The 23,896-nt window shown below is 33.8% G+C and carries 36 protein-coding genes, 2 tRNA genes and 1 pseudogene; 35 read left to right on the forward strand and 4 right to left on the reverse strand.

Annotated elements, in window-relative coordinates; translation table 11 throughout:
• The first annotated feature begins 1 nt into the window (after window position 1).
• From HS5_RS11110 to HS5_RS11275, 34 genes are all read left to right on the forward strand, one after another.
• Window positions 2-595 carry a DUF447 domain-containing protein gene (locus HS5_RS11110; RefSeq protein ID WP_236751445.1) on the forward strand — a complete coding sequence of 198 codons (594 nt, stop codon included), beginning with the start codon at window positions 2-4 and terminating at the stop codon, window positions 593-595.
• Between the two features lie 13 nt (window positions 596-608).
• Window positions 609-1,625, forward strand: a complete 1,017-nt coding sequence (locus HS5_RS11115; RefSeq protein ID WP_236751446.1) for an isocitrate/isopropylmalate dehydrogenase family protein — start codon at window positions 609-611, stop codon at window positions 1,623-1,625.
• A gap of 60 nt (window positions 1,626-1,685) precedes the next feature.
• The gene (gene ileS, locus HS5_RS11120) at window positions 1,686-4,835 is read left to right on the forward strand and encodes an isoleucine--tRNA ligase (protein ID WP_236751447.1); all 3,150 of its coding nucleotides are present in this window, start codon (window positions 1,686-1,688) and stop codon (window positions 4,833-4,835) included.
• Window positions 4,836-5,579 carry a putative RNA uridine N3 methyltransferase gene (locus tag HS5_RS11125; RefSeq protein ID WP_236751448.1) on the forward strand — a complete coding sequence of 248 codons (744 nt, stop codon included), beginning with the start codon at window positions 4,836-4,838 and terminating at the stop codon, window positions 5,577-5,579.
• Window positions 5,580-5,628: 49 nt separating this feature from the next.
• Complete coding sequence (locus HS5_RS11130; RefSeq protein ID WP_236751449.1) at window positions 5,629-6,648, forward strand: 50S ribosomal protein L3; 1,020 nt, start codon at window positions 5,629-5,631, stop codon at window positions 6,646-6,648.
• 5 nt (window positions 6,649-6,653) lie between these two features.
• Window positions 6,654-7,451 (forward strand): 50S ribosomal protein L4, encoded by a 798-nt coding sequence (gene rpl4p, locus HS5_RS11135; protein WP_236751450.1) that lies wholly within the window; start codon window positions 6,654-6,656, stop codon window positions 7,449-7,451.
• Window positions 7,448-7,696 carry a 50S ribosomal protein L23 gene (locus HS5_RS11140; RefSeq protein ID WP_236751451.1) on the forward strand — a complete coding sequence of 83 codons (249 nt, stop codon included), beginning with the start codon at window positions 7,448-7,450 and terminating at the stop codon, window positions 7,694-7,696. Before rpl4p ends, HS5_RS11140 begins: the two co-directional genes overlap by 4 nt.
• A gap of 11 nt (window positions 7,697-7,707) precedes the next feature.
• Window positions 7,708-8,424, forward strand: coding sequence for a 50S ribosomal protein L2 (locus HS5_RS11145; protein WP_236751452.1), 717 nt, complete (start codon window positions 7,708-7,710; stop codon window positions 8,422-8,424).
• A gap of 40 nt (window positions 8,425-8,464) precedes the next feature.
• Window positions 8,465-8,884: a 30S ribosomal protein S19 gene (locus HS5_RS11150; protein ID WP_236753559.1), complete on the forward strand. Its 420-nt coding sequence runs from the start codon at window positions 8,465-8,467 to the stop codon at window positions 8,882-8,884.
• A gap of 2 nt (window positions 8,885-8,886) precedes the next feature.
• The gene (locus HS5_RS11155; RefSeq protein ID WP_236751453.1) at window positions 8,887-9,357 is read left to right on the forward strand and encodes a 50S ribosomal protein L22; all 471 of its coding nucleotides are present in this window, start codon (window positions 8,887-8,889) and stop codon (window positions 9,355-9,357) included.
• Complete coding sequence (locus HS5_RS11160; protein ID WP_236751454.1) at window positions 9,358-10,041, forward strand: 30S ribosomal protein S3; 684 nt, start codon at window positions 9,358-9,360, stop codon at window positions 10,039-10,041.
• Window positions 10,025-10,246 (forward strand): 50S ribosomal protein L29, encoded by a 222-nt coding sequence (gene rpmC / locus HS5_RS11165; protein ID WP_236751455.1) that lies wholly within the window; start codon window positions 10,025-10,027, stop codon window positions 10,244-10,246. The genes HS5_RS11160 and rpmC overlap by 17 nt, the downstream gene beginning before the upstream one ends.
• On the forward strand, window positions 10,230-10,490 hold the full coding sequence (locus HS5_RS11170) for a ribonuclease P protein subunit (RefSeq protein ID WP_236751456.1): 261 nt from the start codon (window positions 10,230-10,232) through the stop codon (window positions 10,488-10,490). The genes rpmC and HS5_RS11170 overlap by 17 nt, the downstream gene beginning before the upstream one ends.
• Window positions 10,487-10,822: a 30S ribosomal protein S17 gene (locus tag HS5_RS11175; RefSeq protein WP_236751457.1), complete on the forward strand. Its 336-nt coding sequence runs from the start codon at window positions 10,487-10,489 to the stop codon at window positions 10,820-10,822. Before HS5_RS11170 ends, HS5_RS11175 begins: the two co-directional genes overlap by 4 nt.
• Window positions 10,822-11,238, forward strand: coding sequence for a 50S ribosomal protein L14 (locus HS5_RS11180; protein ID WP_236751458.1), 417 nt, complete (start codon window positions 10,822-10,824; stop codon window positions 11,236-11,238). The genes HS5_RS11175 and HS5_RS11180 overlap by 1 nt, the downstream gene beginning before the upstream one ends.
• A gap of 13 nt (window positions 11,239-11,251) precedes the next feature.
• Window positions 11,252-11,623 (forward strand): 50S ribosomal protein L24, encoded by a 372-nt coding sequence (rplX, locus tag HS5_RS11185; protein ID WP_236751459.1) that lies wholly within the window; start codon window positions 11,252-11,254, stop codon window positions 11,621-11,623.
• A complete protein-coding gene (locus tag HS5_RS11190; protein ID WP_236751460.1) occupies window positions 11,623-12,339 on the forward strand; it encodes a 30S ribosomal protein S4e in 717 nt (238 codons plus the stop codon). Before rplX ends, HS5_RS11190 begins: the two co-directional genes overlap by 1 nt.
• A gap of 1 nt (window position 12,340) precedes the next feature.
• A complete protein-coding gene (locus tag HS5_RS11195) occupies window positions 12,341-12,877 on the forward strand; it encodes a 50S ribosomal protein L5 (protein ID WP_236751461.1) in 537 nt (178 codons plus the stop codon).
• Between the two features lie 11 nt (window positions 12,878-12,888).
• Window positions 12,889-13,053, forward strand: a complete 165-nt coding sequence (locus HS5_RS11200) for a 30S ribosomal protein S14 (protein ID WP_236751462.1) — start codon at window positions 12,889-12,891, stop codon at window positions 13,051-13,053.
• 6 nt (window positions 13,054-13,059) lie between these two features.
• Window positions 13,060-13,461, forward strand: a complete 402-nt coding sequence (locus tag HS5_RS11205) for a 30S ribosomal protein S8 (RefSeq protein ID WP_236751463.1) — start codon at window positions 13,060-13,062, stop codon at window positions 13,459-13,461.
• A gap of 10 nt (window positions 13,462-13,471) precedes the next feature.
• Complete coding sequence (locus HS5_RS11210) at window positions 13,472-14,017, forward strand: 50S ribosomal protein L6 (protein WP_236751464.1); 546 nt, start codon at window positions 13,472-13,474, stop codon at window positions 14,015-14,017.
• Window positions 14,017-14,418 (forward strand): 50S ribosomal protein L32e, encoded by a 402-nt coding sequence (locus HS5_RS11215; protein ID WP_236751465.1) that lies wholly within the window; start codon window positions 14,017-14,019, stop codon window positions 14,416-14,418. The genes HS5_RS11210 and HS5_RS11215 overlap by 1 nt, the downstream gene beginning before the upstream one ends.
• A 2-nt stretch (window positions 14,419-14,420) precedes the next feature.
• Entirely contained in the window at window positions 14,421-14,879 is a 459-nt protein-coding gene (locus HS5_RS11220) for a 50S ribosomal protein L19e (protein WP_236751466.1), read from the forward strand.
• A gap of 1 nt (window position 14,880) precedes the next feature.
• Window positions 14,881-15,471: a 50S ribosomal protein L18 gene (locus HS5_RS11225; RefSeq protein ID WP_236751467.1), complete on the forward strand. Its 591-nt coding sequence runs from the start codon at window positions 14,881-14,883 to the stop codon at window positions 15,469-15,471.
• A gap of 2 nt (window positions 15,472-15,473) precedes the next feature.
• Window positions 15,474-16,118 carry a 30S ribosomal protein S5 gene (locus tag HS5_RS11230; RefSeq protein ID WP_236751468.1) on the forward strand — a complete coding sequence of 215 codons (645 nt, stop codon included), beginning with the start codon at window positions 15,474-15,476 and terminating at the stop codon, window positions 16,116-16,118.
• A 6-nt stretch (window positions 16,119-16,124) separates the two neighbouring features.
• Window positions 16,125-16,595 carry a 50S ribosomal protein L30 gene (locus HS5_RS11235; RefSeq protein ID WP_236753560.1) on the forward strand — a complete coding sequence of 157 codons (471 nt, stop codon included), beginning with the start codon at window positions 16,125-16,127 and terminating at the stop codon, window positions 16,593-16,595.
• A gap of 1 nt (window position 16,596) precedes the next feature.
• Window positions 16,597-17,034 carry an uL15 family ribosomal protein gene (locus HS5_RS11240; protein ID WP_236751469.1) on the forward strand — a complete coding sequence of 146 codons (438 nt, stop codon included), beginning with the start codon at window positions 16,597-16,599 and terminating at the stop codon, window positions 17,032-17,034.
• A gap of 15 nt (window positions 17,035-17,049) precedes the next feature.
• Window positions 17,050-18,447, forward strand: coding sequence for a preprotein translocase subunit SecY (secY, locus tag HS5_RS11245; protein WP_236751470.1), 1,398 nt, complete (start codon window positions 17,050-17,052; stop codon window positions 18,445-18,447).
• A 1-nt stretch (window position 18,448) separates the two neighbouring features.
• The gene (locus HS5_RS11250) at window positions 18,449-19,036 is read left to right on the forward strand and encodes an adenylate kinase (RefSeq protein ID WP_236751471.1); all 588 of its coding nucleotides are present in this window, start codon (window positions 18,449-18,451) and stop codon (window positions 19,034-19,036) included.
• Window positions 19,037-19,511: 475 nt separating this feature from the next.
• Window positions 19,512-19,775, forward strand: coding sequence for a 50S ribosomal protein L34e (locus HS5_RS11255; RefSeq protein WP_236751472.1), 264 nt, complete (start codon window positions 19,512-19,514; stop codon window positions 19,773-19,775).
• On the forward strand, window positions 19,772-20,302 hold the full coding sequence (cmk, locus tag HS5_RS11260; protein WP_236751473.1) for a (d)CMP kinase: 531 nt from the start codon (window positions 19,772-19,774) through the stop codon (window positions 20,300-20,302). The genes HS5_RS11255 and cmk overlap by 4 nt, the downstream gene beginning before the upstream one ends.
• Window positions 20,303-20,343: 41 nt before the next feature.
• Window positions 20,344-20,580 (forward strand): DNA import protein CedA1, encoded by a 237-nt coding sequence (gene cedA1 / locus HS5_RS11265; RefSeq protein WP_236751474.1) that lies wholly within the window; start codon window positions 20,344-20,346, stop codon window positions 20,578-20,580.
• Between the two features lie 10 nt (window positions 20,581-20,590).
• Entirely contained in the window at window positions 20,591-21,379 is a 789-nt protein-coding gene (gene cedA, locus HS5_RS11270) for a DNA import protein CedA (protein WP_236751475.1), read from the forward strand.
• Window positions 21,380-21,656: 277 nt separating this feature from the next.
• Window positions 21,657-22,076 (forward strand): archease, encoded by a 420-nt coding sequence (locus tag HS5_RS11275; RefSeq protein WP_236751476.1) that lies wholly within the window; start codon window positions 21,657-21,659, stop codon window positions 22,074-22,076.
• Here the strand turns inward: HS5_RS11275 and HS5_RS11280 are convergent.
• Entirely contained in the window at window positions 22,073-22,390 is a 318-nt protein-coding gene (locus HS5_RS11280; RefSeq protein WP_236751477.1) for a hypothetical protein, read from the reverse strand. The two genes, HS5_RS11275 and HS5_RS11280, sit on opposite strands and share 4 nt — an antisense overlap.
• Window positions 22,391-22,513: 123 nt before the next feature.
• On the opposite strand from HS5_RS11280, the gene HS5_RS11285 reads away from it, so the two are divergent.
• Window positions 22,514-22,587, forward strand: a tRNA-Phe gene (locus tag HS5_RS11285).
• A gap of 30 nt (window positions 22,588-22,617) precedes the next feature.
• Here HS5_RS11285 and HS5_RS14590 read toward each other — a convergent pair.
• From HS5_RS14590 to HS5_RS11300, 3 genes and pseudogenes are all read right to left on the reverse strand, one after another.
• Window positions 22,618-22,767 (reverse strand): annotated as a pseudogene (locus HS5_RS14590) (putative integrase); the annotation flags it as partial.
• Between the two features lie 746 nt (window positions 22,768-23,513).
• Window positions 23,514-23,588: transfer RNA gene (locus HS5_RS11295), tRNA-Val, on the reverse strand.
• Between the two features lie 31 nt (window positions 23,589-23,619).
• Window positions 23,620-23,862, reverse strand: a complete 243-nt coding sequence (locus HS5_RS11300; RefSeq protein ID WP_236751478.1) for a hypothetical protein — start codon at window positions 23,860-23,862, stop codon at window positions 23,620-23,622.
• Window positions 23,863-23,896 lie beyond the last annotated feature (34 nt).

Here is a 23,896-nt window from a genome sequence, read left to right on the forward strand (position 1 = left end):
TATGGAGTTACAAGAGACTATAAAGAATATCTTTCCAGAAGATGGAATATATGAAGTTATATTAGGTACTAAAGGCGAAACAGAGAATATATCGCCAATAGGAATTATACTTGACCAAGGTAAACTTAGAGTAAAATTATACAAAGATACCACAACATATCAGAATATTCTTATTTATCCTTACTGTTCAATTAACGTGATAGTAGATAGTCCAGAAATATTTTATCTTACATTATTTAACAAGGCAGTCAATTATAATCTAATTCACGGTTTACCAGTTGTTTCCGAGAATGTTATATTTTCTTCTTGTAAAGTAACGGAAGATGCTCCAGAATATGTTATTTTATCTTTAGAGCCGTTTGATGCTAAATGCTCTAAAACTCATGTTAGAGCATTTAATAGGGGTAACTGTTTATTTATAGATTTACTAGTCAATATTACAAGATTAAATATTTTTTCTAAGGAAGAGCTCGATTCAATGTTAAAAATAATTTCTTATGAGATTAAAGTTATTAAAAAAACTCAACCTAACTTAATAGATATAGTTCAAGAGATAGAGGACATAATAAGATCAAAAGGTTATAAACTAGAATAATGCTTCTCTATGTATGGAGTATAGAATTGCCTTACTACCAGGAGACGGAATAGGACCGGAGATAGTAGCACAATCTAAGAAAATCTTGTCCAAACTTGTAGAAAATTATGCATTGAACTTACAAATTTCTGAGGTAGAGGCAGGAGATTCGGCATTGACAAAGTACGGCGATCCATTACCTAAACAAACCTTGGATATAATAAACAAGTCTGATATCATATTAAAAGGGCCTGTAGGAGAAAGTGCAATGGATGTAGTAGTAAAATTAAGGCAGATGTATGACATGTATGCCAATATAAGACCTGCTAAATCTCTGCCAAACGTTCCTAACAGATACGGTAACGTTGATATATTAATTGTTCGTGAAAATACCGAGGATTTGTATAAAGGTTTAGAATTCATGCTTTCAGAAGATACTTCAGTAGGTCTAAAGGTAATAACTAGGAAAGCATCAGAAAGAATAGTTAAGGTTGCATTGAAATATGCATCAGAAAGGAATAAGAAAATTACATGCGTTCATAAAGCAAATGTTATGAGAATTACAGATGGACTTTTTGCAAAAGTATGTAGAGAACTTCTAAAAGGTAGCGAGGTTAAATTCGAAGAAATGTATGTCGACGCAGCTGCTGCAAATTTAGTTAGAGACCCTTCAAGATTTGATGTAATAGTCACTACCAATGTTTATGGTGATATTTTGAGTGATGAAGCTGCTCAAATAGCTGGAAGTCTTGGTTTAGCTCCTTCAGCAAATATAGGGGATTCTAAAGCATTGTTTGAGCCTGTTCATGGTGCTGCTTTTGATATTGCTGGTAAAAACATGGCTAATCCTACAGCGTTTCTACTTTCAGTTTCTATGATGTTAGACTATATATATTCCTTATCTAAAGAAATTAAATATAGAAACGCATCGATTTCTTTGCAAAATGCTATAAATGAAGTATATAAAGAAGGGAAGAATTTAACTCCAGATATAGGGGGTTCTGCAAAGCTGTCTGATTTAGTTGACGTTATATACTCCAAAATAACGTAGTTCACGTAATGTTTTTAAACCAAAATTTTATTTTTCATTTGGTGGTACGAATTATCCTCAATGAAAGCGTTATCTACTAAATTCGATTTGAAATCCGTTGAGAGTGAAGTCATACAATATTGGAATTCTAATAGTATATATGATAAATTAAAGAAATCAAATCAAGAAACCAGATCTAAAAAATTCCTATTTATCGACGGTCCTCCATATCCTTCTGCCCCGATACCCCATATAGGCACAATATGGAATAAAGTAATAAAGGACTGTATTCTACGTTTCAAGAGAATAGAAGGCTATAAGGTTTATGATCAACCGGGTTATGATACGCATGGTTTACCAATAGAAGTAGCAGTAGAGAAAAAACTTGGAGTATCTAGAAAACAAGATATTATAGATAAAATAGGAGTGGATAAATTTATTCAAGAATGTAAGAACTTTGCTTTAAATAATGCTAATTCAATGACTGAAAACTTCAAGAATGTTGGAGTTTTTATGGATTGGAATAATCCATATTATACACTCAAAAACGAATATATCAGTAATTCATGGTCACTAGTAAAGAGGGCTTATGAAAGAGAACTTCTTACAAAAGACGTTGAAGTTTTACACTGGTGTCCAAGGTGTGAAACTACTTTATCGGATTACGAAGTTTCAGAATATAAGGATCTTGAAGACCCTGCAATATATGTGAAATTTAAGGTCATTGGAGAAGAGAATAAGTATTTAGTTATTTGGACTACCACTCCGTGGACAATTCCTGCTAACGTATTTGTAATGGTTAACTCTCAGTTTGACTATGCAGAAGTTCAGGCAAATAATGAAATTTATATTATAGCAAAAGACCGTGTGGAAAGCGTAATGAAAGAAGCTGGTATAAAAGATTATAAGATTTTGAGAACATATAAAGGTTCTCAATTACTAGGTATAAAGTATGCTCATCCATTAAAGGATATTGTACCTGCACAGAAAGATTTAGATGAATATCATAAAGTAGTGGATGGTGGAAGCGAAGTAACTATTGAAGAAGGTACGGGTTTAGTGCATTCTGCTCCAGGACATGGTGACGTAGATTTTGCAATAGGTAAGAAAATGAATTTCCCAGTAGTAATGCTAGTAAATGATAAGGGAGAGTTTCTAGATAGTGCTGGCAAATATGCTGGCAAATATGTTAGAGATGAAAATAATGAAATAATAGAAGACCTAAAGAAAGCTAACGCATTATTGTACGCTGGTAAGATAGTTCATAGATATCCTATTTGCTGGAGATGTAAGACTCCACTACTATTAAGGGCTGTAGAGCAGTGGTTCATAAAAGTAACTAAACTAAAAACTGAGCTCTTGAATGAGATAGATAGAGTAAATTGGGTACCTGAATGGGGTAAAACTAGAATAGGTAATCTTGTTAAAGACTTAAGAGATTGGGTAATAAGCAGGCAGAGATTCTGGGGAACTCCTTTACCGATTTGGGTATGTAAAAACGGACATATAACCGTTGTAGGAAGTAAAGGAGAGTTACAAAAACTTTCTATAAACGGTGTTCCTGAAGATCTTCATAGGCCGTGGATAGATAATGTAATAATAAAATGTCCTAAATGTGGCGAGGAAGCTCATAGAGTATCGGATGTAGCTGACGTATGGTTTGATAGCGGTGTTGCGTTTTTTGCTAGTCTGGGAGATAATTGGAATGCAAAATGGAAGGAAATAGGCCCAGTAGATCTTGTATTAGAAGGACATGACCAACTTAGGGGATGGTTCTTTAGTTTATTACGTAGCGGAGTTATACTCATTGATAGAGTACCTTACGAATCTGTATTAGTACACGGCTTTATGTTAGATGAACAAGGAAGAGAGATGCATAAGAGCTTAGGTAATTATGTAGAGCCTGCTGTAGTAATAGAAAAGTTTGGAAGAGACGTTTTAAGGCTATGGTTATTAAGAAATACTACTTGGGAAGATGCAAAGTTCTCTTGGAAGGCAATGGAGTTAACTCTGCGTGATTTACAAATAGTGTGGAATGTTTATGTATTTGCAAGTACGTATATGAGCTTAGACAATTTTGATCCTGATAAGTACAGTTTCTCGGACGTAGAGAGATATCTTAGAGTGGAAGATAAGTGGATATTATCTAGATACTATTCCATGTTAAGAAAAATAAAGGAGACTATGAAGAATTATAAAGTTCATGAGATGGCCAATTATCTATTTGATTTCATTATAAATGACATCAGCAGATTCTATTTAAGACTGATTAGAAAAAGAGCATGGGTCGAATATAATGATCCAGATAAGATAGCAATGTATTATGTACTTTATACTGTATTGAAGGGTTGGATAATATTGGCCTCTGCTGTTATTCCCTATACTGCAGAGAAAATTTACAAAGAATTTGTAGTTAATCCCAAGGACTCTGCTAGTATGGACGACTTTCCCGAAATTCAAAGTAGATTCATTGATGAACAATTAGAAAAAGCTATTAATGTTGTCAGGCAAATAGAAGATGCAGGATTAAATGTTAGAGCTAAAGCTGGAATAAAACTTAGATGGCCAGTAAATAAAACGTTTGTATTCTTAAATGATGAGAATGACATTAAGCTAGTGAATAATGTTATAGGTATCCTCAAATCAGTGCTTAACACAAAAGAAGTTGAGGTCTATAATATAATAGACTATGCGAAATTCTCCACAGTTGTTGTATCTCCGTTACAGGGCAAAATAGGTAAAGATTACAAACAACTTACACCCAAAATAGTTCAATATGTTAATAATAATGCCGGCGTTATAGGTAAAGATATTATAGATAAGGGATATCATGAGGTAATGATAGACGGCGTTAATGTTAGGTTAGATAAAAATTACGTCAATATTGAAGAAAGCAGTATGGAAGGCTACGTTAGTTCAAAATTCGATTTAGGAGTAATTATGCTATCTAAGAGCATAAGTGAAGAGGAAGAAGAGGAAGGCATAGTTAGGGATATAATAAGGAGAATACAGTTTATGAGAAAGAAACTTAATCTAAACGTCACTGATTACATTAATATTTGTATAACACCGCCTAACGATAGATATGACATGGTAAATAAGTGGAAAAGCTACATCTCGTCAGAGACTAGAGCAAAGAACATAGAAATTAGTAACAAAAAGTATAAACTTACAGAAACTTGGGACATAGAAGGAGAACAGTACATCATAAGCATAAGTAAGGCAGATTAAATGTTTCCTTATAAAAGAAGAAACGAACTTAATATTGCGTTTTTTTCCTCGATATTTTCAATAGAAAAAAACCTTACAGAAAAAACTCTCAAAGCTTCTCTTCTATTTAGATTTTTTATAGAATTTAGAGTAACAAATGTTTATATAATATGCCCCAATTCTTCAAATAAGGAATTTGAATTATTAAAAGAGCTTTCTGATTACGCGTTAACTCCCCCTTATTTGAAGAAATATATTCCTATAAGCCATAACTTGAAGAAAGTTGGCTTATTATCACCAATGAACTTGCCATTTCATATAGTGCATAAGTTACCTATTGAGGGCGAGATACGCATAGGTAAAAATAATGACTTTGGTTTACCACAAAAAATTAGGACAAGGCATAAATCCATTATAATTGTTGACTCTGTAAAAGATTCATTTATTCAATATCCATTAATATATTACAATGGTTTCGAAATTCATAAAACGAATATTGAAGATATACTTACTAAAGATAATCTCATAATAGGTAGTAGAAATGGTAAAGATCCATTAAAATATAAGGACGAAATAGTTTCTATGTATGAGGAAAAAGGTTTAACGGTACTTATAGGACCACCAGAAGGTATGTTAATAAAAAAATTAGGAGAAAATTTTTTGAAAAAGTCTTATAATTTTATAATAAAACAGGGCGTATCAGACGTTAGAGCAGAAGAGGCAATAATTTCATCATTAAGCTTACTTAATGCAATCTTGGAATAGTTACTTTTATAACTTAATAGTGGTGCATGAATTAAGAAGGGGAAGAGGATTGGGTCATCGAAAATTAGCGTCACCAAGAAGAGGTTCATCAGGTGTTAGACCTAGGAAGAGAGCCGAGGAATTACTTCCTACTCCTAGGTCTTGGCCTAATGTAAATTCTTCTAATCCTATACTTCTTGGGTTTATAGGATATAAAGTAGGCATGACTTATGTTTATTATATTAATGATATTAAAGGATCTTCAGAGTACGGAAAAGAAGTATTTACTCCAGTCACTGTTATAGAAACACCACCAGTAGTTCCAATAGCATTAAGAGCGTATGTTCTTGGAAGCAAAGGAGAACCGGAAGTACTCACGGACTATTGGAGTTCAGAGATTCCTCAAGAAATAACAAGGAAGATAAAATCGTTAAAAATAAATAAAGATAAATTAAATGGATTTTTAGATAAAATAAAGTCTAACCTTAATAATATCCTATATTTAAGGGCATTAGTCGCTACGCAGCCGAAATTAGTTCCGGCATTAGGAAAGAAAAAACCTGAGATTGTAGAGATGCAAATTGGTGGAGGAGACACTTCTGCTCAGTTAAACTACTTACTTAATGTATTAGGTAAGCCAATAAACGTTACTGATATATTTAAAGAAGGACAACTAGTGGATATAATAGGGGTTACGAAAGGTAAAGGATTCCAAGGGGTTATAAAGAGATATAGTGTTATGGAGTTACCTAAGTGGCATAAGCATAGGAAAGGTAGCAGAAAAGTAGGTACTAAAGGTCCCTCTATGAGTACTCCAAGCTATGTACCACAACCGGGTCAATTAGGTTTCCATAGGAGAACGGAATATAATAAGAGAATATTAAAAATTTCAATGAACCCACAAGATATTAACCCGGCAGGCGGATTTGTAAAATATGGATTAGTAAAGAACTCTTACATATTGATTCAAGGTTCAACTATAGGGGTAAGGAAAAGGCCTTTATTCTTAAGATATCCTATAAGGCCTTATGAAGTTCCAACTGAAGCTCCTAAAATTACGTATATAGATTTAAGTAGCAAACAAGGGTGAGTAGAATGTATATCCAACTTCAACAGAAAAAAGCAGATGTAATTGATTTAGAAGGTAAGAAATCAAAAGAAATTGATTTACCGTTAATCTTTAGTTATCCCGTAAGGAAAGATATAATCAATAGAGCATTTAGATCATCATTTACTAAATCATTGCAGCCTAAAGGAAGAGACCCAATGGCAGGTAAGAGGACTACTGCAAAAAGCTTTGGAATTAACTTAGGACTAGCTAGAGTTCCAAGAATTAAGGGAAGCGGCGAAGCGGCTTTAGCTCCTAATACAGTAGGAGGTAGATTAGTTTTTCCACCCTCTCCCATGGAGAGGATAGTTGAAGATATCAATAAAAGGGAAATGAGGCTTGCAATAATTAGTGCTATTTCTGCTACAACATTTAAAGATTTAGTTAAAAACAGAGGTCATAAAATACCAGAAAATCTCTCCTTGCCTATTATTGTTAGTGATGATCTAGAAAAGATATCGAAGTCTAAGGACATAATAGAGTTTATTAAAAAACTAGGATTAGAAGATGAATTAGAAAGATGTAAGGTAAAAAAAATTAGGTCTGGAAAAGGTAAAATGAGAGGTAGAAGATATAAGACGCCTAAAGGTCCACTTTTTGTAATAAAAGATGGGAAATCGGCAGTTATTAGTGCTATAAGAAATATTCAAGGTTTTGATGTAATAACTGCTAAAGAACTTAGTGTTATTCATTTAGCTCCAGGAGGGCATCCAGGTAGACTTACTATATTTACTGAAGGTGCTCTTCAAGCTCTAAATGATAGATTTGGAGGCGAAGTTAAATGAAGATTAAAGAAGTTTTAGCTACAGAAAAAGCAACTAAATTAATAGATTCAGAAAATACCATAGTTATAATTGTAGATAAAAATGCTACAAAATCGGAAATAAAGTCAGACATAGAGAAGGCGTTGAATGTAAAAGTAGTTAAAGTTAATATATTAATTACGCCTACTGGAGATAAGAAAGCATATGTTAGACTTAGTCCAGAATATAAAGCATCAGATGTTGCGCAAAAATTAGGGTTATTATGAGGTGAAATAATTTGGGTAAGAGTTTACTTCAACAAAGAGCTGGAAGAGGTAATATAAACTTTAGGAATCCTGGATGGCTAAGAGTAGGTAAAGTTAGATATCCTAAGATAGAAGGCAATCATGTAGGTAAAGTAATGGATATTCTTCATAATCCTGGTATGTTGGCTCCAGTAGCTAAGGTGAAATTGGATACTGGCGATGTTTTTTATATGCAGGCAGTACAAGGGATGACCATAGGGCAGAAAATAGAAATAGGGGGTAACGTAAATCCGGCTACTGGAAATATAGTAGATACAGGTAGTTTGCCGGAGGGTGCAATAGTTTGTAATGTAGAAGAGCATAGAGGAGATGGAGGAAGATATGCTAGATCTGCAGGCTCTTATGCTACTGTAATAGGTAAAAGCGGAGATAAGGTTCTTATTAGATTACCGTCTGGGAAAATAAAAGAAGTCTTGAGTAATGCTAGAGCTACGGTAGGAGTAGTTGCAGGTGGAGGAGTATATGATAAACCAGTTCTAAAAGCTGGAAACGTTTACTGGAAATATAAGGTGAAAGCAACTAAATGGCCCATAGTTAAAGGAGTTGCAATGAATGCAGTAGATCATCCACATGGTGGAGGTCTTCACACTAGTGTAAGCAGACCTAGCACTGTTTCAAGGAACGCACCTCCAGGAAGAAAAGTCGGGCATATAGCAGCAAGAAGGACTGGAAGGAGGGAGAGGAAGTGAATTTTAATACTAAAGATGATATAGGGTGATTATAATGGCAATGTCAGAATTTCCGGCTGAATGGCAAAAGTTCAAATATAGGGGCAAAAGTCTGAATGACTTAATCAATATGCCTATGGATGAGTTTGTTAAACTATTGCCTTCTAGGCAAAGGAGGTCGCTTACTAGAGGGTTTACTCCCCAACAGAGAAGATTACTTGAGGAAATCAGGAAAATGAAGAGAGAAGGTAAATCAACTAAGACCATAAAGACTCATGTTAGGAATCTAGTTATTCTTCCAGAGATGGTAGGCTTAAAGTTTGGTATATATAATGGAAAAGAGTTTGTTGAGTTCCAAGTTGCTCCAGAGATGATAGGACATTATCTAGGAGAATTTGCAATAACCACAAAGAAGGTAGAACATGGTGAACCAGGATTGAAGGCAACAAGATCTAGTCTATTCCTTGCAATGAAGGGATGATCATGGCTAACTGGACTTATCCTCAATTATCTATAGACGACAGTAAGTTAGGGAAGGCTGTAGTTAAGGATGCACCAGTATCCACAAGAGATTTATATAATGTATGTAAGGCAATTAGAGGTATGAAAGTTAAAGAAGCTAGAGACTTTTTAGATAGGGTATTAAAACATCAAGAATCCTTACCGTTTTGGAGATATTCTCATGGTTCATCTCATAGATCCAATATTTCATCTAAATGGAGAATTAAGAATGGTAGATATCCAGTTAAAGCGATAAAGTATGTATTAAGAGCATTAGACAATGCTGAAGCTAATGCAGTTTCTAAAGGATTAGACCCGGATAGTTTAAAAGTAATACACATAGCAGCGCATAAGTCTTTGACTTTAAAAAGGTTCATGCCTAGGGCTTTCGGCAGGGCTACGGCAAAGTATAGAAGAACTTCACATATTGAGGTTATAGTAGGTGAGGCATGAATGGTAAATATAAAACAATACTTTTTGCAAAAATCAATGACTAAAGTAATGCTTGATGAATATTTGGCTAAGCAGTTCTATAATGCGGAATATGCTGGAGTTGATATAATTAAGACTCCCATGGGAACTAGAATTATTATATACGCTGGCAGACCAGCAATGATAATAGGTAAAGGCGGAAAGACTATAAAACAGTTAGCTCAAGTTTTTGAGAAATTCTTTAGTTTAGAAAATCCGCAGATAACAGTAACTAATGTTGATAATCCAGAATTAAACGCTAGAGTTATGGCTTTCAGGCTTGCAGTGGCCTTAGAGAAGGGTTACCACTTTAGGAGAGCCGCATTTATAACCATCAGGAGGATAATGAACGCTGGAGCGTTAGGTGCAGAAGTTGTTGTTAGTGGTAAGATCACATCCGAGAGAGCTAAATATGAAAAATTAAAAGAAGGTACAGTGTATAAGACTGGAAATAGTCTAGAGACAATGGTTGATAGAGCTATAGCGATAGCTACATTAAAACCAGGTATCTATGGTGTGGAAATAGTCATTGCAAAGCCGCTAAGACCTATAGATAAGATTTCATTTAAGGAGACTCCGGCTTCATCAGAAGGCGAAGTTACTGTAACAAATGTTAAAATAATAGATGAGAATGCAGGAGGTGCTCAGAATGCCGCTGGATCCTGAGGAATTAAGGAAGATGGATATAAAAGACTTATATAAAAAATTAGAAGAGTATAATGCTGATCTGTTAAAACATAGAGCTGAGAGTAGAATGGGTACTTTAAAGAATACGTCTGCAATAAGGAATGTTAGAAAGGATATAGCAAGGATTTTAACTATAATTTCTGAGAAAAAGAGAAATAGTAAGCAGAATGAGAAAACTTCTTGATGTTATAGGTTTAAGAGTAAAGGTTTTGTCTCATTCTAATCCTTTTTTTATAGGGCTTTCTGGGATTATCGTTTTTGAATCGTCTAAGTTCTTGTACATTAAGAACTCTAAAGGTAAGATTATAATGGTGCATAAAGCAAATGGAATATTTGAGATAGATTTTAAAGGAAGTCATCAGATTATGCATGGTTATAAATTAATGGGTAATATTGTTAAGAGGTTAAAGAAGAGGTGGATGGTATGAGCCAGACTAAAAATGTTGGTATAGTCGGAGTTAAAGCTCCAGAAAAAACATGTGATGATAAAAACTGCCCATTTCACGGAGACCTGAAAGTAAGAGGTATGATATTTGAAGGTAAGTTAATTAAATATAGGGCAAATAAAAGCGGTGTTTTTGAAAGAGTTTACTTGTACTATAATAGTAAATTTAAGAGATATGAAAGAAGGAGGAGTAGAATAAGAGTTCATATTCCACCATGTTTGGATGTAAAGGAAGGAGATAATGTTATAATTGGGGAATGCAGACCAATAGCTAAGTCTGTATCATTTGTAGTATTAGGTAAGGTGAGTAGCTAATGTCAGAAAAACTACAAGTTTTAGGTTCAAGAAAAGCATTAACTCCAGGTTTACAACTTAGTTCTGTTGTTAACGTGGCTGATAATAGTGGAGCAAAAGAGGCAATGGTAATAGGAGTTTTTGGATATAGAGGAGTTTTAAGAAGGGTGCCTTTTGCTAACATCGCCGATCTAATTGTGGTGTCAGTAAAGAAAGGCACTCCAGAAGTTAGAAAACAGAAGTTCCGTGCTGTAATAGTAAGACAGAAAATGCCATTTAGAAGGCCTGATGGTACATGGATATCATTTGAAGACAATGCTGTAGTTATAGTTAATCCAGATGGAACACCTAAAGGAACTGAAATTAGAGGACCAATAGCGAGAGAAGCTGCGGAACGTTGGCCTAAAGTAGCAAGCTTAGCTACAATGGTTGTGTGAGGTGGTGAAAATAATGTTATCTTCTAAGCCAGCAAAACAGAGAAAAATGTTATTTAATGCTCCTTATCATTTAAGGAGAAAAATGCTTACTGCGATGGTTTCAGACGAAATTATCAAGGAGTATGGAATAAAGAGAATTGAGGTAAAGAAAGGCGATAGTGTAAAAGTTATGAGAGGAGATAATGTAGGATTTGAAGGTAAAGTAGCTCAAGTCAATACAAAATCTGGAAGAATAGCAATAGAAGGACTGACAAGGAAAAAAGCTGATGGGACGCCTGTTTATGTCTGGATTCATGCTTCTAAAGTTATGATAACTAAGTTAGATTTATCAGACAATGACAGGAAATCCTCAATAGAAAGGAAATTTAAAAAGGTGAATAAATAATGCCACATGTTACAAGGTTTGAAGCTCCTTGGTTTTTAAGGATAAACAAAAAAGAATATAAATGGACTGTTAGAGTAAATCCTGGTCCTCATTCGCTACTTAAGAGTGTACCTCTAAGTTTAATATTAAGAGACTATCTAAATGTTGCAGCAACTCTATCTGAAGCTAAGAAAGTAATATCTGAGGGTAAGGTTTATGTTGATGGAATTGTAAGGAAAGATTATAGATTTCCAGTAGGATTAATGGATATAATATCTGTGCCTAGCGCTGGTTTGTATTATGTTATGTTGCCCGATAATTCGAGGTATATTTCTCCTAAACAAATCAGTGAAACAGAGTCAAAATATAAGCTAATTAGAGTAATTAATAAGACAATAGTAAAAGGTGGTAAATTACAATTAAATTTGGAAGATGGTAGAAATATATTGGTAAATAAGGAGGATTCTTCTAAATATCCTACTTTAAGTACATTGAAGATTGAAATTCCTTCACAAAATATAATCTCCGTATATCCCCTAGTAGAGAATATGTTCGGAATAATAATAGGTGGAAAGAACACTGGATTATACGGTAAGATTGTTAAGATTCAGAAGGCACAATATAAATCTAGAAAGTATTCCATTGTAACAATACAGAAAGGTAACGAAAGTTATGAAACTAATTTATTGAATACAATGGTAATTGGCGAGGAAAATCCTGAAATAAAGGTTGAGTAAAATGGATCAAGAATCCGTTCAAGTTAAAAAAGAAAATCCAATGAAAAGAATAAAAATAGCAAAGGTTACAGTAAATATTGGCTTAGGAGAATCTGGAGAAAGACTAGAGAAAGCATATTACTTATTGGAGGAGTTAACAGGAGTAAAGCCAGTTTATACTCGTGCTAAAAAGTCAATAAAGGAGTTTGGAGTTAGAAAAGGACAATTAATAGGTGTGAAAGCAACTCTAAGGGGTCAAAAAGGTATAGATTTCCTTAAGCGTGTTTTACAAGCTGTTGGATATAAGTTAAAGAGAGATAGTTTCGATGATTATGGTAATGTAAGTTTTGGCATAGCTGAACACGTTATTATTCCTGGAACTAAATACGATCCAGAAGTTGGAGTATTTGGAATGGATATAGCAATAACACTAGAGAGACCTGGATACAGAGTAGCTAGAAGGAAGAGGAAATCTGCTAGAATTCCTAAGAGGCATAGAATTTCTAAAGAAGAGGCGATAAAGTTTTTAACGGAAACACTAGGTATTGTGGTTGTTTGAAGGTGATTTAAATGGGTAAGTACAAGCCTCCGACAGAAAGAAAACATGGTAAAGGAGTTCAAGCTTGTAGGCGTTGTGGGAGTACGGATTCTGTTATTCAAAAGTATGGAATTTACCTTTGTAGGCAATGCTTTAGAGAAGTTGCCTATGAATTAGGTTTTAAAAAGTTGAGGTGATTTCACATGACGGTAATCAATCCTTTATCTAATGCTCTAGTCAGTATTTATAACAATGAGGTAAGAAGAAATAAACAAGCAGTAATAATGCCTTCATCCAAGCTAGTCATAAATGTTCTTAGAGTTATGCAAAAAGAAGGTTATGTAGGGGAATTTGAGTATATTGACGACGGAAGATGGGGTAAAGTTGTTGTTCAGTTACTAGGTAGAGTAAACAAGTGCGGTCCAATAACGCCTAGGTACTCATTAAATTATAGAGATATGATAAATTTACCGCAACATATAAGGACATATTTACCATCTAAAGAGATTGGTGTAGTTCTAGTTTCAACATCTAAGGGCGTTATGACGCATAAGGAAGCAGCTAGACAAAGATTAGGAGGAGTAGCCTTAGGTTATGTTTATTAGGTGATTTTCAATGTTGCAAGTTGCAGTAAAAGAATCATTAAAAATTCCAGATAATATCTCATTGACTTTAGAAAATGGTAAAATAATAGTTAAAGGACCTAAAGGAGAAGTAGAGAAAGATATCTCAGATATTAGGGGAATTGAAGTTAGATTAGAAAATGGAGAATTAGTAGTTGAATCTACGTTTGCAAATAAGAAGACCAAAGCGCTAGTATATACTTTACTTAGACATGTTAAAAATATGATTATTGGAGTTACTAAAGGCTATAGATATTATCTTAAGATAATATTCACGCATTTTCCAATGTCAGTAAAAGTTGTAGGTAGTGAAGTTCAGATAACTAACTTAATAGGTGAGAAGAATATTAGAAGGGCACAAATTTTGCCTGGAGTTAAAGTTACTATTAAAGGAGAAGATATAATTGTGGAAGGAATAGATCTAGAGAAAGTGGCACAAACTGCAGCCAATATAGAAAGAGTTAGCAAAATATCTGGATTCGATAGGCGTGTGTTTGGAGATGGCGTATATATTTATAAGAAAGAGGTGATTGAATAATGGCATCAAACAATTTAAGTAGAGATAAAGTTTATAAATTAAAACAGAAATATAATTCAAAGTTGCCAGATTTCCTAAGATATGATTGGGATAAATACTTTAAATTAGAAAGGCAAGAAAAGTGGAGAAGAACAAGAGGAATAGATAATAAAACTAGGCTAAAACTTAAGGGATTTCCACCACCTGTAGATCCAGGTTATAGAAAACCTAAAATTATACGATATTTGCATCCTTCTGGATTAAGACCAGTAGTTATAAATAATGTAAAAGATTTGGAAAATATTGCTAAGTCTAAAGGCGAGGTAATAGCGATAATATCTTCTAACGTAGGATTTAAGAAGAGGTTAGAAATAATAAAGAAGGCAAGCGAAATGGGTATAAAACTTGCAAATGGTGAGTAGAAGTGCCAGAGTTATACTTGCAAAAAAGATTAGCGGCAGATATTGCAAAAGTGGGTATTAATAATGTAAAAATTCCTCCAGATAATGTCAGTGAAGTAAAAGAAGCATTAACTAGAGCAGATATAGCAAGGTTAATAGGAGATGGTAAGATTATCATAGAGAAAGGTAAGGAAAAAACTAACGCCGAAGTTCAAGAGAGAAGGAAAGCGAGAAGAATTAAAGGTGAAGGTAGGAGACATGGAAGTAGAAAAGGAAGGAAAACTGCAAGATTTGATGAGCATGAAGCTTGGGTAACTAGGATAAGAAAAATAAGGAGATATCTTAAGTGGTTAAGAGATCATGGAATAATTGATTCTCATTTATATAGAGAGCTTTATATTAAGGCTAAAGGTGGTTCGTTTAAGAGCTTAAGCGACGTTAAATCAATTCTAATTCAAATGGGAAAAATAAAAGGTGAATAAAATGGCTCTGGGTCCTAATTATAAGGTTAAACCTAGAAGAAGAAGAGAAGGTAAAACCAATTATTATAGAAGATATGTTTATGTATTGAATAGAGCAATAAGATTAGTTGTTAGAATAACGAATGAGCATGTTATTGTTAGCGTAACTAAATTTGATCCTAAAGGAGATATAACTACAGTATCTGCACATTCGATAGAATTAGTTAAGAAATACGGATGGAAAGGAGATACAAACAATACGCCAGCAGCTTATCTAACTGGATATTTGGCTGGTCTTAGAGCAAAGAAAGCTGGCATTGAAACTGCTGCAGTAGATATAGGTTTGTTTACTCCAACAAAAGGAGCAAGAATATTCTACATAATAAAAGGCGCAATAGACGCAGGATTAAAAGTCCCTATCGGCGAGATAGAGTTCGATGAGGATAGGATAAAAGGAGTTCACATAGCGGAATACGCAAAGAAGTTAGAGGCAGAAAATCCAGAGAAATTCAATAAGATGTTCTCTAGGTATCTAAGTAGGGGATTAAATCCTAAGGATCTTCCTTCCCACTTTGAGGAAGTTTTAAATAAAATAAAAAGTTCTGGTGAATAACAATGGCAGAAGGAGTACCTATTACCAACATAGAAGAGTGGAAGCCTAGAACAAAACTTGGTCAATTAGTTAAAGAAGGTAAGGTAACTTCTATAAAGGAAATATTCGAGAAAAACCTTGTAATAACTGAGCCGGAGATAATAGATGCATTATTACCTAATCTGAAGTATGAAGTAATAGATATAAAGATGGTTCAGAAACAAACTGATGCAGGTGAACTTTCTAGGTATAAAGTATTAGTAATAATGGGTAATTTTGATGGATACGTTGGTATCGGAATGGGTAAGGCTAAGCAATTAAGAGTAGCTATACAAAAAGCAATAAGAGACGCAAAGATGAACATAATTCCAGTTAGAAGGGGATGTGGAAGTTGGGAATGCACTTGCGGTGAACCTCATAGTTTACCATTTACTGTTAGTGGTGAGGCTGGTAGTGTAGAAGTTACTCTAAAACCTGCTCCAAAAGGGACTGGATTAGTAGTAGGTAGCGTTTTGAAGACATTGCTTTCTTATGCAGGTATTAAAGATGTTTGGTCGTCTAGTAAGGGAGAAACTAGAACTACTGAAAACTTTATCAGAGCCGGGTATAATGCACTTTATAATACTTATAAATTTGTAACGCCAGCAGATTGGGCTAGAAAGAGGTGATGAAAGATTCCTAATACAGTAGCAATAATTAGAATAAGGGGATATGCGCACGCGTCGTGGAGAATTCAAGAAACACTAGAGTTACTTAGGTTACCTAAGGTCTTTAATGCAATGATCTACCCTTATACGGACTCATTAAGAGGAATGTTAATAAAAGTTGAACCTTATGTAACTTGGGGCGAAATTACTGAAGAAGGACTGAACGCGCTGCTTAATAGGCTTGAGACGAGTAGTGGTGAGAAAATTACTGAAGAGTATGTAAAGACTAAGTTATCGATGGATTTAGCTACGTTTAGGACAAAAATACTTTCTGGTGAATTATTGTTAAACAAATTTGATGATGAATTTGAGTTACCTATAAGATTGCATCCGCCTAGTGGTGGATTTAAAGGAAAAATTAACACTCCTTATAAGGCAAAGGGAGTATTTGGTTATAGAGGATCAGATATAAATAATCTAATAAAGAGGATGGTGTGAAATGGTAGTAAGAAAAGAGAAAAAATCAAGGAAGATGCGTGGATATAGAACTATGGGTTGGGGCACTAAAGGTCAGCATAGAAATAGAGGAGTTAGAGGCGGAAGGCAAATAGGGATGCATAAACATAAGTGGTCATGGATTGTTAAATATGGAAAAGGCTGGTATGGGAAGCATGGATTTGTTAATCCTACTACTGTTAAGATAAGCGCTATTAGCTTGAGGGATCTGCAGACATTTATAGATAATGGTACTATTAAGATAGAGGAAAAAGATGGAAAGAAAGTACTAGACTTGAGTAAATATGGATTTGAGAAGCTGTTGGGTAGTGGTAATTTAAATGTTAGTGGTTTAAGCATAGTAGTGAAAGCTGCTACTGAAAAAGCAAAACAAAAATTAGAAAAAATAGGTGGACAAGTTATTTTAACCCCTAATTCTTAATGTTTTTGATATTTCATGTCGTTTATGGATTTTCTTGCTGCACTTGGTAAAGATTTACCTGCAGTTAGAAAGCCTAGGCATAAGCCTAATTTAAATCAGAAAATAATGTGGTCTGTATTAGCAGTTATTATTTACTTGGTAATGGCATCTGTTCCACTTTATGGTATAAAGTCTACTGCTTTTAGCAATTTCCTAATAGAACAAGTTATTTTTGCATCTACTGCTGGTACTCTTGCTCAATTGGGTATAGGACCAATAATAACCGCAGGTTTAATCATGCAGATATTGGTTGGGTCTAAATTAATTAATATAGATTTAGGTAATGAGGATGATAGAGCTAAATTTACTGAGGCACAAAAGGGTTTAGCTTTCATATTTATAGTTATAGAGGCAGCGTTATTTGGATATGTTTTAACTAGGGGTACAGGTATTTCCTCAGCTCAAATTGAGCTAGCTACTATAACAGCTGGACAGTTAATAGTCGCAACATTCTTCATTTTACTCTTGGACGAGTTGGTGCAAAAAGGTTGGGGATTAGGCTCTGGGGTTAGCTTATTTATATTTGCAGGCGTGATGAAAATAATGTTCTGGTATATGTTCGGAATCGTTACTGTGAGTTCTCAAGATCTTCCAGTAGGATTCTTCCCTACCTTAGCCTCATTAGTCATGAGCCATGGTAATTTGCTTAGCATTGTTGTAAATACCACTAAGCCGTTTGAGCCAGATCTAGTAGGTTTAATATCAACTGTAGCATTAGTAATTCTTATAGTTTATTTAACATCTATAAATATTCAAATACCTGTTACATCTCAAAAGTTGAGAGGAATAAGAAGAACTATACCACTCAATTTCCTATATGTTAGCAGCATTCCAGTTATATTTGTAAGCGTATTAGGTGCAGACATTCAATTATTTGCCTCCCTTTCTTCTTACTCTAATTCAACTATAGCTAGAATATTAAATGACATAGCAGCAGCTTTTGAATTTCCACCCCCAACTTCTAAGATTCCTCATAGTGCATATGCTGTCGTAGTAGATCCGGTAGGAGCTGTTATTTATGCTGTGGTATTTATTACGCTAGGTATATTGTTCGGTTTAATTTGGGTTGAAGTAGCTGGGTTAGATCCTGCAACTCAAGCTAGACAGTTAGTTGAAGCTGGTATAGAGATTCCAGGTATGAGAAGCAATACTAAAATGATTGAAGCTATTCTAGCTAAGTATATATATCCTTTAGCATTCTTTAGCTCTGTTATAGTAAGTATAATAGCTGTAGGTGCAACTTTCCTAGGAGTATATGGAACAGGAGTTGGAATATTATTAGCAGTAACTATAGCTGTACAATACTACAGCTTATTAGCCTATGAGAGGTCTATTGAAATGTATCCATTATTGAGAAGATTAGTAGGTGAGTGAAATGAAAATGGGTATAGTAACCGGAATACCTGGAGTTGGTAAAACTACTGTATTAAGTAAGGTATCAGAGATTTTATCTTCTGAAGATAGAAAATATAAAATAATGAACTATGGAGACTACATGTTGAATACTGCTCTTTCTGAAGGTTTTGTTAATAATAGAGACGAAATGAGAAAATTGCCGTTGTCTAAACAGAGGGAGCTGCAATTAATGGCTGCAAAGAGAATTGTTGAAGACTCTGAAAAATTAGGGGAGAATGGTTTAGCATTTATAGATACTCATGCTGTTATAAGGACTCCGGCAGGTTATCTTCCTGGATTACCAAAGCATGTTATAGAAATTTTATCTCCTCAAGTAATATTTCTACTTGAGAGTAATCCTGAAGATATTTTAAATAGGCAACAAAAAGATAAAGGAAGAATTAGATCTGATTATGCAGATATAAGTGTAATTAATGAAACTATAAATTTCGCTAGATATGCCGCCATGGCATCTGCAGTATTGGTAGGTGCTTCAGTAAAAATAGTAGTTAATAAGGAAGGCGATCCAAGCATAGCAGCTAAGGAGATAATTTCTTCAATGATGTAAGATGGAGATATATCTTTTTTATATAATTCTCTTGTCGTTTTTTTCCAATTTTGTTGTCTATCTTTTTTATAAGTATTATATTAGTAGGAAGCTAAAATATGTTATAATAAAGTTAAAGGAATATGATAATAGATTAGATAAGATAGTATCGGATAAAAGAAAAGAAAAAGTTCAAAAGAAGATTCAAAATGAAATAAAGTCGTATAATTCTACAATGTATTTTTATTCCTTTATGCAAACTACATTGTTAATTTTTATTTATTTCATAGATCTATCATTAGTAGTATTCAGGATAAATTTCAGTTTATTTCTTCCTTATTATATACCAATAATTTCTATTCCATATGAAGGGAAGTATATCATTCCGTACTCATCTTTTATAATATTTATTTTGTCCTTTGTGCTTTTTACGCCTTTATCATTAAGACGCCCGAAGATTATATAAATTAAAGATATATTTTCTTATTGAGAAGCAATGCCTAAGCCTCAGTTTAGGTCTAGGTCTTATAGAAGAATACACGTTAAAACTCCAAGCGGGAAATCTAAGATTCATTTTGAAAAGAAAAAGAATAAAATAGCTCACTGTTCAAAATGTGGGAATCCTCTAAATGGAGTAAAAATCAACAAGGTTTACTTATTCTCACTATCTGAAAAAAGACCTGAGAGACCTTTTGGCGGGTATTTGTGCCATAAATGCCTAGAGGATTTGATTAAGATGAGCGTGAGAGGAATATCATGATTATTGTTATAAGTGGGCCTTCTGGTAGTGGAAAAACTACTGTTGCAAAAATTTTATCTGATAAACTTAAGCTTAGGTTTGTATCTGCAGGGCAATTATTTAGGGAAATGGCTGCAAACTCAGGAAAAGATATAATAGAGATGAACAAATCCGCTGAAAAAAAATTCGATATAGATAGACTTATAGATAAGAGAATTCTAGATGAAGCAGAGAAAGGGAATGTAATTATAGAATCTCATATAGCTGGATGGTTGCTTAGTGGAATTTCAGATTATACAATATATTTATGGGCTAACATTGAGGAAAGAGCTAAAAGAATATCAATTAGAGATAAAATTTCGTACGAAGAGGCTTTAATCAAAATCATGGAAAGAGAACAAAGTCATTATTTTAGGTTTTGGAAATATTATGGAATAGATCTCTTGGATTTAACTCCATTTGATATTGTGATAAATACTTCTAATTTGGACATTAGCAGAATAGTAAATATTATTCTTACGTACATAGGTAAGAACACTTTCAGTTAGGTCTCTTAGCTTTAATACTCATTCCATAGATTAGATCAGGAATGTCAGGTATAGAGACTTTAATAAGTAATTTAACAACCCAAATAACTGAAGTTGCATGGAGCGCGTTTATATTATCATGGGCAATAGGCTGGGCTTTAAGAGGTTCGCCTATTCCAATATTTAGGGTAAAACGAGGAGGTCAAGATATTATAGAGGATGCAATAATAGCTGCATTTTGGTTAGCTATAGGTAGCACTGTATTTAGCTTAATTTCGTATCTGGCATCTCAAGTATGAGGTGATGTAATTGTTTAGCATAGGCGAAATGTTATTTCTTGCTTCTTCACTAGGGGCATTAACTTATTTCCTTGGAACATTGATTATGGGTCTACCTGTACCAGTGTATGGTGTAAAAAGATGGGGACCAAAATTAATATTAGATGGATTATATGTTACAGCATTAGTTAACGCATATGGAAGTATCTTATCATTATCTTATATTATTCAATCATATCTAGGTGCTACATGGTGTAGTTTTTTCAAATGGGTATGTTGTTTAATAGTTCAAGAAATAGCACTAAATACGTTCTTGAGGACACTATATGGAATAATAGCTGTGGCAAGTGGACCTGCCGCTGGAGTATTATTATCGCAAGTAGGTGTACTTTTCTCTATATTTGGGAGCTTAATTACCACTTCAGAAACTTTACTTATAATTGCTAGAATAGTCTATGACTATTCTCAAGTATTAGTTGCTTTAGGAATATTATTAATTTCTATACCATTTAGAGTAGGTAGAGGAGTAGGTGGGTCACTTATAGGTTTTTCTATAGTATTTTATGCAGGTCTACCTTATTTACCAAATTTCTTAACTTCCTTAGGAGTTAACATTCTCCAGAATTTAAACAGTATACCCAATAATAAAGCATGTTGCATTATAGTATATCTCATTACTAAGGTAGTTCCTGTGTTTATTGAAGGAACTATAGTACTTCCCATTGCATATCTAGTTATACTTGGTGGAATTTCAATAGGGGTAGGTGCGGCAATAAGTGGATATTCGTCTAGGTTGCCCATTCCAATAGAGATCTTTTAGGTGAAGTAATATGAAAAGTAGGGATATACTGCTTTTACTTCTTATAATTAATTCTATAATAGTTTATTGTTTTACAAAAAATATATTATATTCCATTATGGATATTCTTTTGGCAGCGGGTATATATTCTGTTAATTATATTATCTCGAGGAAGTTTGCTGAGCAGTAGTTCCTCTTTTTTCTTTCCTTATTTCTTTTGTCATAAATAAGGTAGTTTTTTGTCTTCCACCCATTTTAATCAATAACGTTAAATTCTACTAAGTTTAAAAGTGTTTTTATGAAGAAATTTGAGTTCTTTGATAATACAGCAGACGTGGGAATAAGAGCTTATGGCGAAACACTTGAAGAAGCCTTTGAAAATTCTGCTTTAGCAGTTTTTGAAGTAATGACTGATACCTCTAAAGTAGATCCTAGGGAGGAGAGAAAGATAAGTATAGATGGAACTGATTTAGAAAACTTATTATATAGGTGGATAGAATCTCTTTTAGTTTTTTATGATTCAGAATTAATGTTATTTAGTAAATTCAAAGTAAAGATAGACCAGAATAATATGAGGTTAGAAGGAGAGGCTTGGGGGGAGAAATTTAATGAAGAAAAGCATGAAAGAAGAACGTTAGTTAAAGCAATGACTTATAGTTTAATGTCAATCAATAAGCAAGGAAATATGTACGAGATAACTTTTGTAGTTGATATTTAATTGTTATCAACCATTATCTTTCTTAGTATACTCTCGTCATTAACATTAATTAATTCAATTTTATCTGTTTTTTGTATATCCTTATTACATAATTTCAAGTTAGTCAATAAAAATATTTTTTCAAATGAAAGATTATTGAGTTTTTTAGATGCATAATCAATAATTTTATCTCCTTTATAGCAATTGTTTTCCCAATCATAAAGGGATATAGGTATATGTAATATTTCATTTAATATATAAACATCCTTTTTATCTTGAAAATACATTATCTTATTTATATCTATCTTATTTAGAAATACTATAAGTGTTTTCATGTTGGGGTCTCTGGAGACCCTATATCATTGACCCCTAATAAAGGGTTCTCCTAGGGTGTCGCCAGACCCCATTAAGTAATTATCATAGAAAGATTTAAGTTTGAAGATATGAAAAAATATATTGCCGCCGTAGCTCAGCGCGGGAGAGCGCCCGGCTGAAGACCGGGTTGTCCGGGGTTCAAATCCCCGCGGCGGCACTCTGGGGGATACCCCATACCCCTACTGCTAATATAAAATTCCACTATCTTATCTAAGGGGCCTATGTAAGTTTCCTTTACGTGGTTGTCTTTGTTCTTCTCTATGGAGTAAACATAATACTTCTTTCCTCTCTGACGTATTTTTATATTGCCCGGCTGAGAAAACTCTATAACCCATATTTAATCTATGCCCCTTTTTCATCATATAAGCTTTTAAGTATGGGGCTATTGCCCTACTCGGTCGTGGAGTTGAAAGGTAGTGGCAAAGATTCCTTAGTTGTTGTAAAAATTGGATTTCGGAAACTATTGTAAATGATAAAAACTCAATAAATCATGGGGCTTAGGTATGGCATGGGAAGTCGTTAGATAAATACGATTAATCTTTGTAAGAATATCTAAAATAGACCATTAATATAGCAATAATATCACGTTTGTGACTACTTATGTAACGTAATCACGATTCTCTGTCTATTTTTACCCCTATTATTTTTGGTTTCTACAGAGGAGAGGTAGAAAAAATCGTGATTACGTTACATAAATTGGTAATGATAGTTGAAAAACTGAATTTCAAAAAATTGGAAAAAGCCATGTTTAACTGATATCAATTTCATATACGTCTACTCCTCTTTGATAGCAGAACCTCTTCTTCAGACAATAGTCTACAAATTTTTGGGCCTTATCCCGGTCTCCAAAGTCTTGGACTATTTCCCATAACTCTTTTTTGGCGTGGTTGTTCTCCTTATAATCATAATATAATGAGATTGGACAATGGAAAGCATCGCAGATAAAAATTTGAGTATTATATTTTTATGGAAAAGAAAAAGACAAATATTATAAACCGTGATAAGAAGGAAACTTACGTATATTCCTTAATTAAGGTGACGGAACTTACGAAAAATTAAAAGAAAGTAAGATGACCCCCACAGTGGGCCCAGCGGGATTTGAACCCGCGATCACTGCCGTGTGAGGGCAGCGTCCTAACCAGGCTAGACTATGGGCCCATTTAACAATATTAGGCTATAAATAAAAAATTTAAGTTACTTCTTCTGGGACTTCTATAAGAATTACATAAACATCTTTCATATCAGCTAAATCTGGATCCACGTCTATAGCTTTTAATCTGTCTTCCACATTATTCATATGGAGAATAGAAATTTTGAAATCTGGATATAGTTTTTTTGCCTCATTATATGATTTTTTGGCGCAATTTTCATCTTGTTGAATATCGAAGATTCCCGCTGATTCTAGTATTGTTGAACCATAAATGGATCTCATGCAGTAATATTGAATTTTAAGTTTTTTATATGCT

Origin of the sequence: Acidianus sp. HS-5, assembly GCF_021655615.1 — an archaeon.
Lineage (GTDB): Archaea > Thermoproteota > Thermoprotei_A > Sulfolobales > Sulfolobaceae > Acidianus.